This window comes from Rhizobium sp. FKY42, from assembly GCF_005222835.1.
GTDB lineage: Bacteria > Pseudomonadota > Alphaproteobacteria > Rhizobiales > Rhizobiaceae > Neorhizobium.
Map to the genome: position 1 here is coordinate 24845 of NZ_STGA01000065.1, position 16964 is coordinate 41808.

Here is a 16964-nt window from a genome sequence, read left to right on the forward strand (position 1 = left end):
CGGCAGGCGCGCGACAGCATGCTCGGCCTGATGAAGACCTGCCAAAAGCTTGGTCTGTCGTTCTGGCACTATCTGGGCGATCGGCTGGGGATCGGCGACGACAATCATCCTATTCCGCTCCTTGCTTCCATGGTTGCGGCACGCGCCTGACGCCTCATCCCTGCCCATTGGGCTGGCACTGCCACCGATTTTGCCCCGCTTACGTTTCGACCCGAGCTTGAAACTACCCCTAGTCTTTTGAAAATACGAAACAAAATTCGACATTGGAACGCTAAAGTTGCCTTGATGTCCGCTAGTCAGACCTAGATTTAGCAAGATGCTTACCACCGATAAGTAACCCTTATCGGTGGTGATAGAGTCTGTTAGGTTGACCAACCTCAAAACGGCGCTTATTATTTGGAAATCCGAGCTGGAGAAAGCGTCCGATGAGCACCACCGTCAAGATTTCAGAGGCCAAGGCGCATCTGTCAGAGTTGTTGGCGCGTGTCGAGGCAGGCGAAGACGTCATCATCGCGCGGGGCAACGACCCGATTGTACGGCTCTCACGCATTCGCAAGGAGACCGATCGGCAAATTCTGCTCGCCGAGGTCCGAGCTGCGCGCACCAAGATGCATCCCGTGACGCATGAGGAGATCATGACGTGGCGCGACGAGGGGCGCCGGTGACGGATTTTGTGATCGATGCATCGATGGCAGTCGCCTGGCTGATTCCAGAAGAATTTACAGATTCCGCCGATGCGGTGGTCGCGACAATATCGGATGCCTGCATCGCCCCTTCTCTGTTCTGGTTCGAAGTTCGCAATATCCTTGCCATGTCAGAACGCCGAGGTCGGCTCGGAACGGGTGGTGCATTGATCTCCATGGAACGGCTGCGCAGATTGCCGATCGACGATGCCGGGATTGGCAGCGACAGCGCGATCCTGCTCTTGGCCTCAAGCCATGTCATCAGCGCCTACGACGCGGCCTATCTCTCCTTGGCACTCAACAGGAACTTGCCTTTGGCAACGCTGGACCGGAAGCTCGCCAATGCGGCTCGCAAGGAAGGTCTCACCGTCCTTGGGCCGTTTGCACATGGCGACTGAACCGGATGCGTTGGCCCAGCGCGTCGCCGAACTCGACACCATTGTTGCAGTGTTGCCGATGGAACGTCGCGACGAGCTGGCAGAACTGCTGACGGACCAAGACGTCGAGACACTGCGCCATCTGGTCAACGAGGGCATGGGTGCCAATACGTTGCGAGCACTCACCTCGGATCTCGCCTACCTGCAGGCATGGTCACTCGCTGCAACAGACCGATCCCTGCCCTGGCCCGCGCCGGAGGCTCTCCTGCTGAAGTTTGTCGCCCATCACCTCTGGGATCCGGAGAAGCGCATAACAGATCCGGATCATGGCATGCCGCATGAAGTTGACCATCATAGATTGCGGCGAGCGCCAAGAGACGGCGCGTCTGGGCCGAATGCTTGCTCTGGCGGGCCAGACGCCGAAGACCTTCTGCGTCAAAATCCGACCGCAATGAAATCGCTGCTGTCATGGGAAACCTCCGGTTTGCACCAGAGATTCTGAATTCATCACATTTTGGAAAGCCCAAGAGTCGAATTCAGCGAGGGGACGTATAATACATACATTAGCGTGTAATTATATTAAGTCTTCCGATGTTAACCCGGCTCCCCTCATCTGTCTTCATTGCCCACAATCACAAGAAGAACATAATTATATTATTTTAGTCCCTTGAGCGTCTATGAGGTAAATGCTAAAAACCGATCAATGATCACATAAAATTGCATTAGAGAATAATATGAATAAAAGTGAAGACAAAGACCATACAGGACGGTCAGGCCCTGCTCTGTTGTCAATTGTTGTTCCTGTCTTCAACGAAGAAGAAGCAATTGATATCTTTATTAAAACTGTCAGAAAACATCTTTCATACAACAGTATTCTCTACGAAATCATTTTCGTGAACGACGGCAGTCACGACTCAACCTTGAGCACTGCACTCTCCCTGCAGACCAAAGAACCTTCCATCAAGGTCATCAACCTAAGCAGGAACTTCGGCAAGGAAGCTGCCATGTCTGCCGGGTTGGAATATGCCAAGGGTGACGCGGTCATCGTTATGGATGTTGACCTGCAAGAACCACCTGAACTCATTCCGCAAATGATCGCTAAATGGCGAGAAGGCTATGATGTCGTTTATGGAAAACGTATCTGCCGCCAGACGGATTCTCGTCTGAAGCGCCTGACGGCGGGCCTTTTCTACAAGGGCTTCAACAGGATTGCGGATTTCAAGATTCCCGCGGATGTCGGCGATTTTCGCCTGATGGATCGGGCCGTAGTCGATGCATTGAACGCACTCCCGGAACGAGTCCGGTTTATGAAGGGGCTTTTTGCCTGGGTTGGCTTCAAAAGCTATGCGGTTGAGTTCGAACGCCGCGAGCGCCAGGCCGGGTCAACCAAGTTCAATTACTGGAAGCTCTGGAACTTCGCGATCGATGGCATCACGTCGTTCTCAACCATCCCATTGCGGATCTGGACCTATTTTGGCCTGCTGATTGCCGGATTGGCTTTCCTCTACGGTAGCTTCATTGTGTTGAAGACGTTGGTGTTCGGCGTGGATGTACCGGGCTACGCATCACTCACCACCTTCATTTTATTCCTGGGCGGGGTGCAACTGATTGGCCTAGGCGTACTCGGGGAATATCTTGGCCGCGTCTATGTCGAGGTGAAACAGCGCCCTCTCTATTTGACGGCCAAGATCTACGAAAACACACCGATGGCGTCTTCCACCGGGGATAAGGCGTGAGCCGGCTGAGTATTTCCGGGACCCCTTTTCCGCAGATCCGGCAATTTCTGTTCTTCGGTCTGGTCGGCGCCTCTTCTACCGCCGTTCATTATATCGTGGCGCTCGTCCTTTCGCAGTTCGTCACACTTGCCTGGGCAAATCCGGCCGGTTTCATGACCGCCTTCCTCGTCTCATATTTCGGGCACACGCATCTGACCTTCGGCGTTGAAAAGATGCATCGTAGCCACGGCAGTCGCCTGCCACGGTTCGCGCTGGTGGCCTTTGCTGGATTTTGCCTGACGCAGGGCATTGTCATGACACTGTCGTCTCACTCTACTCTACCAAACTGGTTGATCCTGGCCGTCGCGCTGGCAGTGGTGCCAATCCTGACCTTCCTCGCCACAAAGTTCTGGGTTTTCAGCGTAAAAGGCAGCACAAGACAAGAGAACACATACCAATCCGCACAAATCCGGGCGGCTGTCCTGGCCTATGGATGCGCCTCCTGTCTGGCGGTGTTCTTTTTTTTTCTCACCTATCCGCATCCGATCGGCTTTCTGCAGGGAACCAGCGCCTATTTCGATAACGGCGACGTGCTTCAGCATGTCACTGGCTGGCTGCTTTTCGCGAAAGATGCGTGGCGCTGGCCGCTTTTGAAGACAGAGCTTATCAATCCGCCCAGCGGCGCGCATGTCGCGTTAATGGATAGCATTCCGCTCGCGGCGCTTTTGTTCAAACCCTTACAGCCATGGCTGCCTGAAAACTTTCATTATTTTGGCCTATGGCATCTGCTGAACAAACTGGCGCTGGCCTGCGGTGCTATATTCCTGCTGCGAAGCCTTCGGCAGAGAAATCTCCTGATCGGACTGTCCGGCGCCTTGCTGGCGCTCCTCTTGCCAGCAACAATCGCACGACTGCCACATACGGCGCTTGCATCTCAGGGCTTGCTGCTAGTTGCGCTCGGTCTTTATTTCAGGGCAGTCCGAAAAGAGCGGCTGGAACGCTGGCATACCATTGCGTTCACGGGTCTGAACGGAGCGCTGCTGCTGATCCACCCCTATCTTTTGGCTATGGCTTTCCCGATCATGCTGGCAGCCGCCCTTGACCGCATGGCAAGGTATCGCGATTGGCAGAGTGCATTGGCGATGGTGGCTTGTAATCTTGGCTTCGTGGCTTCTCTTGCCCTCTTACTGGGCTATGGGGGCAGTCCAGGCGATACCAATGACACTTTCCGCATTTTCAGCATGAACCTCATCGGCCCCTTGTGCGGCGGTGCGTTATCTTTCTGCTCATCGGTAGATGCAACAGGCGGCCAATATGAAGGCTTGAACTATCTCGGTGCGGGCGTTCTGCTGATTACACTTGTGGCGATCCTGCGGTGGGACGGAAAGGCATTCCGTCGCTTCCTCTTTACACATCCGGCTTTTCTACTGTTGCTCGCGGGCCTCACAGTCTACGCCCTGTCCAATCATATCTATTTCGGACAACGTGAGGTCGCCTCCTACCCACTCTTCTTGCCACTCAAGTCCTTGGCAGAAACTTTTCGGGCGCCCGGACGCTTCTTCTGGCCGGTGGGATTTTCGATCCTGTTCCTGTCAATGGCCTATGGCCTGAAAGACAGAAAAATAGAGTTGGCACTACCGCTCCTGACCATCGCCATCGGTTTGCAATGGCTCGATACGAAGCCGTTCCGCGATGCGAACAATGCCATATTCGAAATTCCGAAGCCCTTTGATTACAGCGTCTGGAAAAACTTCAAACCTCGTTTCGAAGCCATTGCCATTGATACACCCTATGGATGCAATGCTGACGTTGAGAACATGAAATATATGTATTTTCAGATGGTTGCTGCGCGCAGAGCCGTGCCTGTCAATACAGCTTATCTGGCGCGTTCGGTAAATGACTGCTCGATCGAAACGACGAACCGCTCACTGCGACCCGAAACGCTTCACGTATTTTTCTCTCACCCCAAGACGGAAACGCTTGCTCAGGAAATCGATCAGGGCATTGCAGACGGTTCCTGTATGTATTGGAGCGGATGGAAGACGACACTCTGTCTGAGGGGGGCACGAAAAGAAGACTGGCAAAGCCTGCATCTTTTTTGAAGGGCCGCCGGCTAGACCAGCTCGCACCCCATGGAGGCTCTTGGCAAGAGCAACCTGTTCAGTTGCGATAGGCAGCAGGCGGAACCCGACCCCTGCCCTGCCCACTCGATGGCATCCCCAAAACGCGAAAACCCCCGGAGCAATCCGGGGGTTCCTCTGTCCAATCCGAGAGGGATTAGGCGAGAATGAAGTCAGCCTTGTCGATGTCGGCGAACGTTGTACCCGTTACCTTGATGGAAACGTCAGAACCTGCATTGAAGTTACCATCGTTGTTGGCATCGATGTAGATCATCGCATCACCACCACCGAGGTCCTGCTTCACGATCTTGCCCGTGCCAGTGAAAAAGCCCGAGAAGTCGCTGGCAAGCGCCGTTGTGCCGCCTGCTGTGTAGGTTGCAACAGTCGTATCAGAAGCAAAAGCGAGAGCCTTAATGTCGAACTTGTCAGAGGCCGTGGCATTGAAGCCGTTGATCGTGTCCAGATTAACAAGTGTAGACTTGTTAGCAGCGGTGTAAACGATCGTATCAGCGCCCGTACCGAGCGTGATCGTGTCAGCCTTTGTGCCGCCGGAGATGGTTTCGCCGTTGTTGGTAGCTGTGTAGGTCAGCTTGCCGGTAAGAGCAGAAGCATCAACCGTCTTGAGTGCAGCAGCCGTGCTCTGGTTGAGCGTCAGGTCGTTTGCGCCAGTGATGACCAGCTTGGTAGCCTGCGCAGCAGAGATCGTTGCAACGTTTGTGTCAGCAGCCGCAGCACCGGTGCTGTTTACCGTCAGCGTTTCGATCGCGTCTACGGTGATACCAAGACCAGTTGTAACCTTCGCGAGCGAGATAGCAGCCGAGTCAGCAGAACCGGCAGCATCACGGAAGGACAGAGCAACGTCACCGGCAGCATCGCCTGTGATGTTCTTGAATTCAACAGTCGCAGCCTTTTCAACGTTCGAAATCGTGAGCGTTTGACCAGTAGTAACGGCATCAATGATCTGAATTTTCTGAGCGCCAGAAACATCGTTTGCATTGAACGTTACGCCGCCTGCGAGCGTACCGTAGGTCAGATTGATGTTTTCAACGTTCTTGATGACAGCAGCTACGCTTGCACCTGCGGTAACTGCCATAGTCGCGTTCAGCGTATCGGTACCGGCGCCTCCGTCGATGGAGTCAGATGTTCCGAGATCGCCAGCAGCAACGGCGCGGAGAGTGTCATTACCAGCAGTTGTCTTGGTAGCATCGGTCGTCGTGTTCGGACCGATCGTGTCAGCGCCAGCAGCAAGCGTCAGCGTTACGCCAACGGTGCCCGTACCACCGTTTGTGGAAGCCGTGACCATAGCAGCAACAGCCGTATCAACTGCAGCAGCTGTCGGAACAGTCGCCGAAACGCTCGTTACGAAAGCACGGCCCTGAGCAGCGGCAGCCAGACCGGAGTAAGCTACAACTTCAGAACCTGTGTCGAGAGCCTTGGTGTAGAGATCTGCAGCAGCGATCTTGTTGTTGGAGATCGTGCGGTCAGTGCCCTGGGCGCCGTCAAGGATCGCGATTGCAATGTTGTTGATGTTGAGCGAGCCGTTTGCCAGCGCGTTGGAGAAGAAGTTCAGGCCAGTCAGGTCCGCATCGCGGCCGAACAGGGACTGGTAGATCGAGTTGATGATCTGAATGTTGTTCAGGCCCGTGAAGCGAGCCTGATACTCAGCCGTGGAGGCGAGGTTGCCGATACCGGACAGGTCAGCGCCGTTCTTCGTAACAGAGTTGAAGTAGTTCAGACCAGTCGGGTCAGCCGGACGGCCGAACAGCGCGACGTATACGCCCTGGATGGTAGCCATTGTAGAATTCCTCTCGATTGGAACGACCAATGTGTCGGTCGAGCCAAGAAGTATAGCGATCCACTCAACAGGTCAATAACTCACTATACGATTTTCTGCTAAAATTTCTCGCCTTTGGTGTATGATACTGAATCATAACATCTTTTTCCGCGCTTGAATCGCATAAATCTGGAAACCTTATGCGCATATTAGATTTTTTTCGCATTTTTTTCCTATTCATGATGAAATGTCGGCTCTTTTGCGGTTTACACAAGTCAATGATTCACTATATAAGGAGGCCTGTAACAGCGCGCGCTTTGGCAGCGGCGCCTGAGGGGCCGGGAAAGTCATGCACTCACAGTTGGAAAACGTGTCGACCAAGGATGAAGCCGCCGCACTACGGCGCGAAGCAGGTTCCTGGCTGAAGGAAAGGCGCGAGGCCGTGGGCCTCAGCCAGCGTGAACTCGCCGTCAAAGTCGGTATAGAGTATTATACATTTATCTCGCAGATCGAGGCAGGTCGCGGTCGGGTTCCGGCAGAGCGTTACGAGGCCTATGCCAATGCTCTCGGCATCAATCCGCGCGAGTTTACGCTGATCATGTTGAGCTATAACGAGCCGGCGATCTACCGCCTGCTGCAGATGAGCGCCAGGCCGGACGTGGCGCCTGCGCCTGAGAAAAGCGGCTCCGTGATCGTAGATCTGGAAAAACGGCTCTCCATGCTTGAGTCCATGCTCATCAAGTAAGAATAGGTATAGCGGCGACACATCACCATGCCGCTGCGCCAAACTCTCCGATCACCCATTCCTGGATGCGTCGCTGGCAGGCAGGGTCCAGATCCTGTGGCAGGTCCGCCATCGAGAAGAAACGCCCCTCGATGATTTCGAGGTTACGGCTGAAGCCGTCCGGTTGCGACACCTGTGCAGTGAACAGTACAATATGCTCCCGCCCCGAGCCCTTCGAATTGAAGTAGACATATCTTAGCGCAGGCTTGCCGAGGATCTGGAGATTGCCCTCTTCCCGCAATTCGGCAGCAAGCGCTTCTTCCACGCTGACACCATTATCCACCCCGCCGCCCGGCAGATGCCAACCCGGTGTATAGCTATGCCGAACAAGATAGATGCGGTTTTCCGCATCGGTGCAGATGGCCCGTACGGACAGGATCTTTCCGCTGAAAAATGAATAATGGAGCCGCAATATCTTCGAGAAGAGACGGCTGACGGCGGAAGCGAGATGCAATTTCATGGCGCTCTGATATCTTGGATTCTGCTGTGATGCACGTTTATCCTGGCTGATCTCCTGACGAGGAACGAAGATGGCCTCCTACACACTGGCTGGCCCCAAATGGGGCGACGCGACCTACGGCACAAGTGGTGGCCAGGTCACGTGGAGCTTTGCCACCCAAAGCTGGGGCGGGTTCAACTTCAAGCCGATAACGGACACCGCCTATCAGCAATTGGTACGCGATGCCTTTGCCGCCTGGTCTGCGGTTGCCAATATCAGCTTTGTCGAAATCCCCGATGGAACATCCGCGAAACTGCGGATCGGCTGGGATCAGATCGATGGGCCCGGCAAGACACTGGGCGAGGCAAGCTGGCAGGCAACATCGACCAACAATGTCAACTTCTCGATTTCGGGTGCCGAGATCCGCTTCGATACGGCCGAAAGCTGGTCCACCAACAAGAATACGACGACCGCAGGTCCGCTTTCCAATTTCTACACCACGGCCCTTCACGAAATCGGACATGCCATTGGTCTTGGTCATACCGATGACAAGAGCCAGATCATGTACGCGCTCGCCAATGATCAGGTGACCTTGAACACGGGGGATATAGCAGGGGCACAAGTCTTGTATGGCGCCGCGCCCATCCGCGGTTTTGTTGCCACCAATGGCAATGACACCTTCACGCTGACAACCGGCAATGACGTTATCGATGGCCTCGCGGGGGTAGACACCGCCATCTTTGCGGCAAGCCGCGCCCAGATCAACGTTGCCAGTTCTGGCGCCACGATTACCGCGACAGGCCAGGGTACAGACCAACTGACCAATATAGAGCGCCTTCAGTTCAATGATGGAACGCTGGCCTTCGACACGACGGGGAATGCCGGTCAGGCCTACCGCCTTTACAAGGCAGCTTTCGATCGTACGCCGGATCAATCAGGCCTTGGCTACTGGATCAAGCAACTGGACGCTGGCAAGGGCGATATCGTCTGGATGTCAGCCAATTTCATCGATTCCGCCGAGTTCAAGGCCACCTATGGCACGCCGCAAACGGTGAACAACACGGCCTTCGTCAATCTGGTCTACAAGAACGTGCTGGGACGATCGCCGGATGCTGCGGGCTTCAGCTTCTGGGAGGGCAAGCTGGCGGGTGGCTATCAGCGCGAGAAGCTGATGGCCGACTTTTCCGAAAGCACCGAGAACCAGACGAATGTGGCGACCGCCATCAAGGATGGGATCTGGTACGTATAGCCTGGTATGTGTAAATTACGCCACATATGCACATAACACGTGCAGAAACGACAACTTACCCTCCATCGCCATAAGCCTTCGGATTGCCAGATGACGCAATTTGGCATAGTGCTTTAGACCTTGCACTGCTGCTTCGAAGGCGGCACGGATAGCAATGAGTAAAACAGAGAACGGATTGCATGCGGATTCTGCCTTTCCCGACCAAGAACGCCCGCAAGCCCGCACCCCAGATTGCGGACTGGTCACAGCAGGAAATTGCAGATTTTTACCGCGCACACCGACTTCTGGCCGAAAACGGCGCAGCGATCGGGATTGATCGTGGCCTGAGCGATATCGGCGAACCATGGCTCGTTTTCTTTGACCAGAGCTCGCAGGACGTTTTCCTGCATGTGGCGCGCATCGATGACAGCTGCCATCTGATCTGCGACCCGCTGAACCTGCGAATTTCCGCTGCCAACATTGCCGCGCTGATCATGGAATTCGAGGCCGCCGTCCGCACCTCGCTGTCCATCCGCTCCGAGCGTGCGAAGAACGTCGTCATCCACCCGGCGGCACGCATCATCATGTCAATTTCCGCCATCTTCCTGCTGTTCAAGCTGGAAAATAGCGAAGCCCAGGCCAAGGGTCTGGCTGACAAGGTTTCCGTTGCCGGTGATGCCACGGGCCCGACCCGGCTGATCGACAAATCCAGCGCGGCCTTTGCGCGCGCGCAAAACGCATTCGCGCGCGCTTTCGATAGCGTGGACGCTCCAGCCAACGCCGCTCTTCTGGCAGGCGTCATTCTTGCTGGCGAACTCGCTATGTCGTTGGAAAAGACAACGACGAGCGTCACTACCGAGACTGCAAAGGCTGTAACGCTCCCGCCAGTTTCAGATGCTGCGATCCTTAATCTGGAAGGGTCGGAACAGCATAATATGGCCGTGCCTGAGAGCGAGACTGCAATTCATGTGCAATCATCGATACACGCGAAACAAGCCCCAGAGGTGCTTGGAACCGGCAGGTCTGGTGAAAGCGCCGCGCATCCGTCCATTCAATCTCCGCCGCTTGTCATAAAGCAGAATTCTTCGGCACCCGATGTTGCAGTGGTGGAACCGCACACAAATGCCTCTACTACGGTATCAAATCAGGACGTGGTGGTAAAAACCTCGGAGACGATGGCTCGCACGGCTGACACAGAGAGCAGCAGCAACGGCCTGAAGTCGCTCACAGAAGATAGCATCCAAACCGGTGGCATACTTCTCACTACAAAGACGACAACCACGACGACAACTACAACGACAAGCACATCTGAAACACCTGTGGCTGCGTCAGAACCCGTTGTGTCGGTATCAATCAGCACGCTGGATGAGGTAACGACCAAAGCGGGTTTTGCCCTGAAAACGAGCTTCGATATCGTCAAGGCCTATGCCCTTCAGGACTATCTGACGAAGCAGATGGGCGGCGAGTATACGTTCGAGTATCAGACAAACGGCAAGCTGCTCATCGAGCAGGTTGGTATCGACAATCTGAAAACCAGCGAGATCGGCATCTGGACGAACGTCATCGGCGATCAGAGCTCTGTTTCGGTTGTAGGCAAGGCGTCAATCATCGACGACGCGCTGACCTTTTTCAGCTGAGCCTGAAAAAACCTTATCCGGCCACATCCCGATAAATCTCCGCATAGGCGGCGGTCATGCGTTCTGCGGTAAACATCGCCTCATAGCGCCGCCGCGCCGCCGCGCCGTAACGGGCGCATAATGCCTCGTCGCGCCAAAGCACCTGCATGGCGGACGCCAGCGCCTGCGGGTCGGCAGGCACAATAGTCAATCCTGTCTCACCGTTAAGGTTCACATAGCTGGTGCCGGTTCCGATTTCGCAGGAAATCATCGGCTTTCCCGCCATGGCAGCTTCAACCAGCGACAGACCGAACGCTTCGGAACGCAAATGCGAGGGAAAAACAAGCGCACGGCAGAGCGAAAGCAGCGCCGTCTTGTCGAGATCCTCAAGCGGCCCCAGAAAATGAAGGTCGCTCAATCCATCGGCTGCGGCGCGGCTGCGAAACTCCTCTTCCGCACCGCCACCGCCAATCACTACGATCGGCAATTGCGTAAGCTTTGCGGCCTCATAGAGAATGTGGATACCCTTGTAATAGCGCAGCACGCCGACGAAGAGAAAGAAACCACCCGGAAAACGCTGGCGCCAATGGTCTGTTCGTGCCGAATCAGCGGCGGGATAATCCGCTTCAGCCAGACCGAGCGGCACCACCTCAACCTTGTCGCGATGACGTTGAAGCACCGGGCTGGAAGCCAGATAATTCGGCGACGTGGCAATGATTCGATTCGCGCGTCCCAGAAACCGGTGCATCAGCGGGCTATAGAGCTTCAAGAGCAGCTTCTGCTTCACGATGTCGGAATGGTAGGTCACCACCACCGGCTTGTCATGCGGCACCACCATTTCCACCATATCCATAAAGGGCCAGGGGAAATGATAGTTGATGACATCGGCCTCGCTTGCGAGCCGCCGGAACGCCCCGAAAGCCTCGCGAGAGAAGCCGGTGGAGGCGACATCGAAGTCGCACTTCACCTGCGTCACGCGATGATCATCGAATTCAAAGGGCTCAGGCCTGGGGGCTGGACTCAAGGAAAGAACGCCTGCCTCAATCCCATGTACGCGGCACCCCTTCGCCAGGGCGTGAATGGTTCGCTCTACACCGCCAAACGTATCGGGCCAGTAGGTTTTGAAGAAATGAAGAACGCGCATGAGAATTCCGTAACAAACATGAATTCTCTTTTGCCGGTTTGCCGTGGCGGGGGCAAGGCATCTTGTCCAAAACGCAAAACGGCGACCAAATGGCCGCCGCTCAATGCAAGAGTATCAACACATCTCATTCGACCGAGTCTCAGTCTCCAAGACGCGCCTCAAGACGGCGCAGCCGCTCCTCGAGATCGGAGATGGAAGCCGCCTTGGCTTCAACCTCTTCCTTTGGTTCTTCGAGCAACCGGAAAATGATCGGGTCGTTATAGCGCAGCATGGTCATGGTGAATTCACGGGGAGAAACGCGCAAGGCCGCAGAATAAGCCTCGTAGCGCTCTGCCGGAACACGGCCGCGGCCTGCCTCAATCTGTGAAATGAAGGTGTAATATTCGATACCGACGCGCGCCGCGAGCTCGCGCTGGCTAAGGCCCGCCGCCTCACGTTTTTCCTTCAGCCAGGCGCCGCCTTCGCGCCGCAGGGCAACGGTGTCGTCCCGGCTCAAGACCTGCTGAAGTTGCGAACTCATTGGCGCTGTACCCTTCGGAATGGAAAGAGGTTTACACAAGGCGTGTATCTGTTCTCACTCTATAGTGCGAATGCTTAACTTTTGTAAAGCGCAAATCATTTCCTCGAGCCATATTTTTGCCAGAAGGCTTATCAGATCCCTATGAAAGCTGCATTGCACCGGCAAAAATCGTTCTTTAAGCGAGGAAAACGCAGTTATCTTCTCCTATGGTTGCAAAATGACGTGAAAAATTACAGCAATCACTATAGCAGCTTATTGACCAATGACTGCACTGCGTATAGCAATCACTACCGACCACCAAAACGGTCGTTCCAAATCTCGAGAGGAATTTCATTATGGCTACCATCCAGGGCGTATATCTCGCGCTGTTCGGCCGTCCGGCTGACCCGACGGGTCTCTCTTTCTTCAACTCCGTTACGAACAACGGTGCGAACCTGAGCGCGATCGGTAACCTCGCCACCCAGGCTGAGTACACGTCTCGCTTCACGGGCATGAGCAACGTTCAGATCATCAACTCGATCTACCAGTCCCTGTTTGGTCGCGATGCTGACGCAACGGGCCTGACGTTCTTCGCGAACCAGCTTGCCTCCGGTCGCCAGACGATCAACACGATTGCAATCAACATTCTTGACGGCGCAACGGGCTCTGACCTGACGACCGTTAACAACAAGATTGCTGCTGCAAACCTGTTCACGGCTTCGCTCGACACCGGTTCTGAGATCGTTGCTTATTCCGGTACAGCTGCTGCAGACGCTGGTCGCGCCTTCATCGCCGGCATAACGACCACTGTTCCGACGCAGGCTGCTGTTGATCTGGTTATTACCAACATCGTCAACAACCCGGCTCCGGCGACCACGACGGTTCTGACAACCGGCGTCGACAACTTCGTTGGTACGGTCAATAACGACCTGTTCACCGGCTTGAAGTCCGCTACAAACCCAACGCTTACGGCTTCGGACACAATCAACGGTGGCGCTGGCATCGATACGCTCAACATCACTGTCGATCAAGCTGGTAACGTTCTCGCTGGCGCGCAGATCTCCAACATCGAAATTGTTGGCATTCGTGCAACCGCCAACACTGCCAACGAACTCGATGCGACGGGTCTGACCAGTGTCGTGCTGACGGGTACCAACACGAGCACCACAGCTATTACGAACCTCGCCAACAGCGCAACGGTGACCGTCGGTTCTGGTGCTAACCTCACCGGTGCAATCACTGCTGGCTACGTTGCTGCTGCAACGACTACCAACATTGCTTATGCTGGCGGTACCTCTGGCGATCTGACTGCAAACGGCGCAACTGCCTTTACAACTGCAAACATTTCCTCCACCGGTTCTGCCAACAAGGCTGGTACGGTCACTGTTGGTGCAGCAACGACGATCAACGTCAATGCCACGACCAACTTCACGGCAACGGCTATCTCAACGACGGGCACAAACTCGACGCTGAAGGTTTCCGGCGTTGCTGAATCCGTAAACGTCGGCACGCTCGACAGCGACCTGCGCACGATTGATGCTTCTGGCCTCACCGCTGGTGGTTTGACGGCAACGCTTTCCAACGCTGCTCAGGTTGTTACCGGTGGTGCTGGCAACGACGTCATCAGCACAGGTGGCCTTGGCCTGCTGACCGGCTCTGTCAACGCTGGCGCTGGAACGGCTGACCGCCTCGTTCTGACGGCAACCGCTGACCTCGACACCACTGCAAAGGGCGCAAAGTACACCAACTTTGAAGTCCTCCAGGTTGAAAATGGCGTGACTGGTAACGTCGATAACATCGCTGGTATCACCGCAATCCGTATCAACGACGCGGGTGGCGCAACGGCTGTTAACAACCTGACGGCAACACAGGCCGGCGCAATCACGGTTGTTGCAGGCGATGCAACTGGTGCCATCACCATCGGCGTCAAGGGTGCCGCAACGGTTGGCCAGATCGACACAGTGAAGATCGACGCTAACGACGGTGCAACAACTGTTGGCACCATCGCTCTTGGCAAGATCGCTATGGCTGGCGTTGAAAATCTTGAGTTGACGGCAACGGACAACATCACGATTACCGACCTCACGGACTCTGCTGCTCTCTCCAGCATCGTCCTGAAGGGCGCAGGCACCATCAACATCACCACTGAAGCTCTGGCGACAGTGAATGCTCACATCGATGGTTCTGCTGCAACCGGTGTGCAGACGATCAATGCCAGCAACTTTGCAACCAACGGCATCAAGATCACGACTGGCTCCGCCGCTGATACCATCACAGGCTCTGCCCAGGCTGACAACATCACTTCCGGCGCAGGTAACGACACGATCACCGCAGGCGATGGCGCTGATACGGTGGTAGCAGGTGACGGCAATGACAGCATCACCGGTGGCGTTGGCGCTGACACGCTGACGGGTGGCGCAGGCGTTGACACGTTCGTTTACACGACCCTGACACACTCTCTCGCTGCTGCCGCAGACCGTATCACCGACTTTGTTGCCGGTACGGACAAGATCGACGTCACGACTGTTCCTGCTGCCATCCTGCAGGGCACAGCCTACACGGCAGCTGGCACAGGCACGCTTGCAACAGACATCGCAACAGCTCTGACAGCTGGTGGTGGTACTCTCGCTGCAGACGGTGCAGCAGTCGTCACGATCACCGGTACGGGCGCTGGTACCTACCTGATCCTGAACAACGGTACGGCTGGTTACGTTGCTGGTGACGACGCTGTCGTCAACATCACTGGCCTGACGGGCACTCTCACAGTCTCCGACTTCGTCTAAGACTTGTGTACACAAAATTGGACGGGGAGAGCGAAAGCTCTCCCCGTTTTTGTTTTGAGAGCAAGGCTATGAGCCGCATGCCTTGCACAAGGCTCCATCTCTACCCATCCTTCATGGCTCGCTTAAGGCATTTGAGGAAATTCGTATGACATCATCGCAATGGTCCTCCGGTTACGTCACCGACATTACCTATACCCATGGCTATTATAACGAGCTGAACATCCAGCGGGCGCGGCTTGCGCTCATCCAGGCGGGTTATGCTGCGCCGGAGATTACGAATGCCTGTGAGCTGGGCTTTGGTCAGGGCGTCAGCATTGCCATGCATGCGGCGGCGACCGAGGCCCGCTGGGCCGGAACGGATTTCAACCCCACCCAGGCTTTGCACGCGCAGGGGCTTGCGCGTGCATCCGGTGCGGATGCAGATTTTCGCGATCAGGCCTTTGCCGAGTTTTGTGAGCGAGACGATCTTCCGGAGTTCGATTTCATCGGCCTTCACGGCATCTGGAGCTGGATTTCCGATGAAAACCGCGGCGTGATCGTAGACTTTATTCGTCGCAAGCTGAAGGTCGGCGGCATTCTCTATATTAGCTACAACACCCAGCCCGGTTGGGCGGCGGCGGCACCTTTGCGCCATCTGATGACGGAAATTGGCGCAAACCTCATTTCGCCTGCTGGCGGCAGCACGGCACGGGTCGAGGGTGCACTCGAATTCGTTGACAAGATTTTTGCGACCAATCCCAACTACCTCAAGGTCAATCCGGCCATCAAGGAACGCTTCGACGGCATCAAGAAGCAGAGCCGCTCCTACCTCGCGCATGAATATTTCAACCGCGACTGGCACCCCATGTATGTGGCGGATATGGCCCGCTGGCTCGGCCCCGCAAAGGTGAATTTTGCGGCCTCCGCGCATCTGCCGGACAGTGTCGACAACATCAACCTTACGCCCGAACAGCAGGTGCTGCTGAAAGAGATTCCAGACCCTATCCTGCGGGAAACCGTGCGTGATTACTGCGTGAACCAGCAGTTCCGCCGCGATCTCTGGGTCAAGGGTGGACGTACCCTTACCCCGCTTGAGAAGGTGGAGGCCCTGCAGGCTCTTCGCTTTGTTCTCACCATGCCGCGCGTCAATGTTCCCATGACGGTGGTCGGCTCCCAGGGCGGCGCCGGTCTTGCCGAGGCAATCTGCACGCCTATTCTCGATCTGATGGCGGACTTCAAGATCCGCACGATCGGCGAAATCGAAACAGGCCTGAAGGGAACGATCGGTTTCGAGCAAATCGTACAAGCGCTCGTTCTGTTGACCTCTGTCGGTGGTCTTGCCCCTGCTCAGGATACGGCCACCATTGCCAAAGCCAAAAAGCGGACCGAAAAGCTGAACCTGCACCTGATGGCAAGCGCCCGCAGCAGCGGCGACATTGGCTATCTCGCTTCGCCAGTCACCGGCGGCGGCGTTCAGGTTGGGCGGTTCAACCAGCTTTTCTGCTATGCGCTGAAGCAGGGCCGCAAGACGCCGGCAGACTGGGTAAACTTCGTTTATCAATGGCTGAGTGCCCAGGGTCAAAGAATTGTAAAGGAAGGCCGTATTCTGGAAACGGAAGAGGAAAACCGCGCTGAGCTGCTCCGCCAGGCCGAAGAGTTCAGCACAGGCATGCTGCCGGTTCTAAAAGCGCTGGAAATTGTTTGAGAGGACCAGCGCCAAACGACGTAAAGGATATCTGAATCCGGCGACTAAACTTGCATTTTGCGCCTAAAATATATTTCAAATTTTATCGCTTATGGTCTGCTGGTCAGTCAGGGGATGG

General features: G+C 55.5%; 13 protein-coding genes and 2 pseudogenes. 10 read left to right on the plus strand and 5 right to left on the minus strand.

Annotation, left to right across the window (positions count from 1 at the left end; all coding sequences use genetic code 11):
• Positions 1-425 precede the first annotated feature (425 nt).
• From E8M78_RS20980 to E8M78_RS20990, 3 genes and pseudogenes are all read left to right on the plus strand, one after another.
• Positions 426-665 carry a type II toxin-antitoxin system prevent-host-death family antitoxin gene (locus E8M78_RS20980; protein WP_137136902.1) on the plus strand — a complete coding sequence of 80 codons (240 nt, stop codon included), beginning with the start codon at positions 426-428 and terminating at the stop codon, positions 663-665.
• Positions 662-1081, plus strand: a complete 420-nt coding sequence (locus E8M78_RS20985) for a type II toxin-antitoxin system VapC family toxin (protein WP_170973501.1) — start codon at positions 662-664, stop codon at positions 1079-1081. Before E8M78_RS20980 ends, E8M78_RS20985 begins: the two co-directional genes overlap by 4 nt.
• Positions 1071-1409, plus strand: a pseudogene (locus tag E8M78_RS20990) (integrase); the annotation flags it as partial. The gene E8M78_RS20985 and the pseudogene E8M78_RS20990, both read left to right, overlap by 11 nt.
• On the opposite strand, the pseudogene E8M78_RS23975 reads toward E8M78_RS20990, so the two are convergent.
• Positions 1408-1530 (minus strand): annotated as a pseudogene (locus E8M78_RS23975) (IS630 family transposase); the annotation flags it as partial. The pseudogenes E8M78_RS20990 and E8M78_RS23975 overlap by 2 nt on opposite strands.
• A 264-nt stretch (positions 1531-1794) precedes the next feature.
• On the opposite strand from E8M78_RS23975, the gene E8M78_RS20995 reads away from it, so the two are divergent.
• Positions 1795-2796, plus strand: coding sequence for a glycosyltransferase family 2 protein (locus E8M78_RS20995; RefSeq protein ID WP_137136903.1), 1002 nt, complete (start codon positions 1795-1797; stop codon positions 2794-2796).
• Positions 2793-4877 (plus strand): DUF6311 domain-containing protein, encoded by a 2085-nt coding sequence (locus tag E8M78_RS21000; RefSeq protein ID WP_137136904.1) that lies wholly within the window; start codon positions 2793-2795, stop codon positions 4875-4877. Before E8M78_RS20995 ends, E8M78_RS21000 begins: the two co-directional genes overlap by 4 nt.
• Positions 4878-5052: 175 nt before the next feature.
• Here E8M78_RS21000 and E8M78_RS21005 read toward each other — a convergent pair whose 3' ends face one another.
• Complete coding sequence (locus E8M78_RS21005; RefSeq protein ID WP_137136905.1) at positions 5053-6690, minus strand: DUF4214 domain-containing protein; 1638 nt, start codon at positions 6688-6690, stop codon at positions 5053-5055.
• Between the two features lie 328 nt (positions 6691-7018).
• On the opposite strand from E8M78_RS21005, the gene E8M78_RS21010 reads away from it, so the two are divergent.
• Positions 7019-7414, plus strand: a complete 396-nt coding sequence (locus E8M78_RS21010) for a helix-turn-helix transcriptional regulator (RefSeq protein ID WP_137136906.1) — start codon at positions 7019-7021, stop codon at positions 7412-7414.
• A 22-nt stretch (positions 7415-7436) separates the two neighbouring features.
• Here the strand turns inward: E8M78_RS21010 and E8M78_RS21015 are convergent, their stop codons facing one another.
• Entirely contained in the window at positions 7437-7913 is a 477-nt protein-coding gene (locus E8M78_RS21015; RefSeq protein WP_137136907.1) for an NUDIX domain-containing protein, read from the minus strand.
• Between the two features lie 70 nt (positions 7914-7983).
• Between E8M78_RS21015 and E8M78_RS21020 the strand changes: the two genes are divergently transcribed.
• Together E8M78_RS21020 and E8M78_RS21025 are read left to right on the plus strand one after the other, a co-directional pair.
• On the plus strand, positions 7984-9141 hold the full coding sequence (locus tag E8M78_RS21020; RefSeq protein WP_137136908.1) for a DUF4214 domain-containing protein: 1158 nt from the start codon (positions 7984-7986) through the stop codon (positions 9139-9141).
• Between the two features lie 179 nt (positions 9142-9320).
• Positions 9321-10757, plus strand: coding sequence for a hypothetical protein (locus E8M78_RS21025; protein ID WP_137136909.1), 1437 nt, complete (start codon positions 9321-9323; stop codon positions 10755-10757).
• A 13-nt stretch (positions 10758-10770) separates the two neighbouring features.
• Here the strand turns inward: E8M78_RS21025 and E8M78_RS21030 are convergent, their stop codons facing one another.
• On the minus strand, positions 10771-11880 hold the full coding sequence (locus tag E8M78_RS21030) for a glycosyltransferase (protein ID WP_137136910.1): 1110 nt from the start codon (positions 11878-11880) through the stop codon (positions 10771-10773).
• Between the two features lie 139 nt (positions 11881-12019).
• Positions 12020-12400 (minus strand): helix-turn-helix transcriptional regulator, encoded by a 381-nt coding sequence (locus E8M78_RS21035; RefSeq protein ID WP_137136911.1) that lies wholly within the window; start codon positions 12398-12400, stop codon positions 12020-12022.
• Between the two features lie 335 nt (positions 12401-12735).
• Here E8M78_RS21035 and E8M78_RS21040 point away from each other — a divergent pair, with 335 nt between their 5' ends.
• Both E8M78_RS21040 and E8M78_RS21045 read left to right on the plus strand, forming a co-directional pair.
• On the plus strand, positions 12736-15162 hold the full coding sequence (locus E8M78_RS21040; protein ID WP_137136912.1) for a bluetail domain-containing putative surface protein: 2427 nt from the start codon (positions 12736-12738) through the stop codon (positions 15160-15162).
• Positions 15163-15307: 145 nt separating this feature from the next.
• On the plus strand, positions 15308-16846 hold the full coding sequence (locus tag E8M78_RS21045; protein ID WP_137136913.1) for a class I SAM-dependent methyltransferase: 1539 nt from the start codon (positions 15308-15310) through the stop codon (positions 16844-16846).
• Positions 16847-16964 lie beyond the last annotated feature (118 nt).

Coding starts and splice junctions, on each gene's coding strand:
- E8M78_RS20980 (WP_137136902.1), top strand. CDS start 426: ATGAGCACCACCGTCAAGATTTCAGAGGCCAAGGCGCATCTGTCAGAG.
- E8M78_RS20995 (WP_137136903.1), top strand. CDS start 1,795: ATGAATAAAAGTGAAGACAAAGACCATACAGGACGGTCAGGCCCTGCT.
- E8M78_RS21005 (WP_137136905.1), bottom strand. CDS start 6,690: ATGGCTACCATCCAGGGCGTATACGTCGCGCTGTTCGGCCGTCCGGCT.
- E8M78_RS21010 (WP_137136906.1), top strand. CDS start 7,019: ATGCACTCACAGTTGGAAAACGTGTCGACCAAGGATGAAGCCGCCGCA.
- E8M78_RS21015 (WP_137136907.1), bottom strand. CDS start 7,913: ATGAAATTGCATCTCGCTTCCGCCGTCAGCCGTCTCTTCTCGAAGATA.
- E8M78_RS21020 (WP_137136908.1), top strand. CDS start 7,984: ATGGCCTCCTACACACTGGCTGGCCCCAAATGGGGCGACGCGACCTAC.
- E8M78_RS21025 (WP_137136909.1), top strand. CDS start 9,321: ATGCGGATTCTGCCTTTCCCGACCAAGAACGCCCGCAAGCCCGCACCC.
- E8M78_RS21030 (WP_137136910.1), bottom strand. CDS start 11,880: ATGCGCGTTCTTCATTTCTTCAAAACCTACTGGCCCGATACGTTTGGC.
- E8M78_RS21035 (WP_137136911.1), bottom strand. CDS start 12,400: ATGAGTTCGCAACTTCAGCAGGTCTTGAGCCGGGACGACACCGTTGCC.
- E8M78_RS21040 (WP_137136912.1), top strand. CDS start 12,736: ATGGCTACCATCCAGGGCGTATATCTCGCGCTGTTCGGCCGTCCGGCT.
- E8M78_RS21045 (WP_137136913.1), top strand. CDS start 15,308: ATGACATCATCGCAATGGTCCTCCGGTTACGTCACCGACATTACCTAT.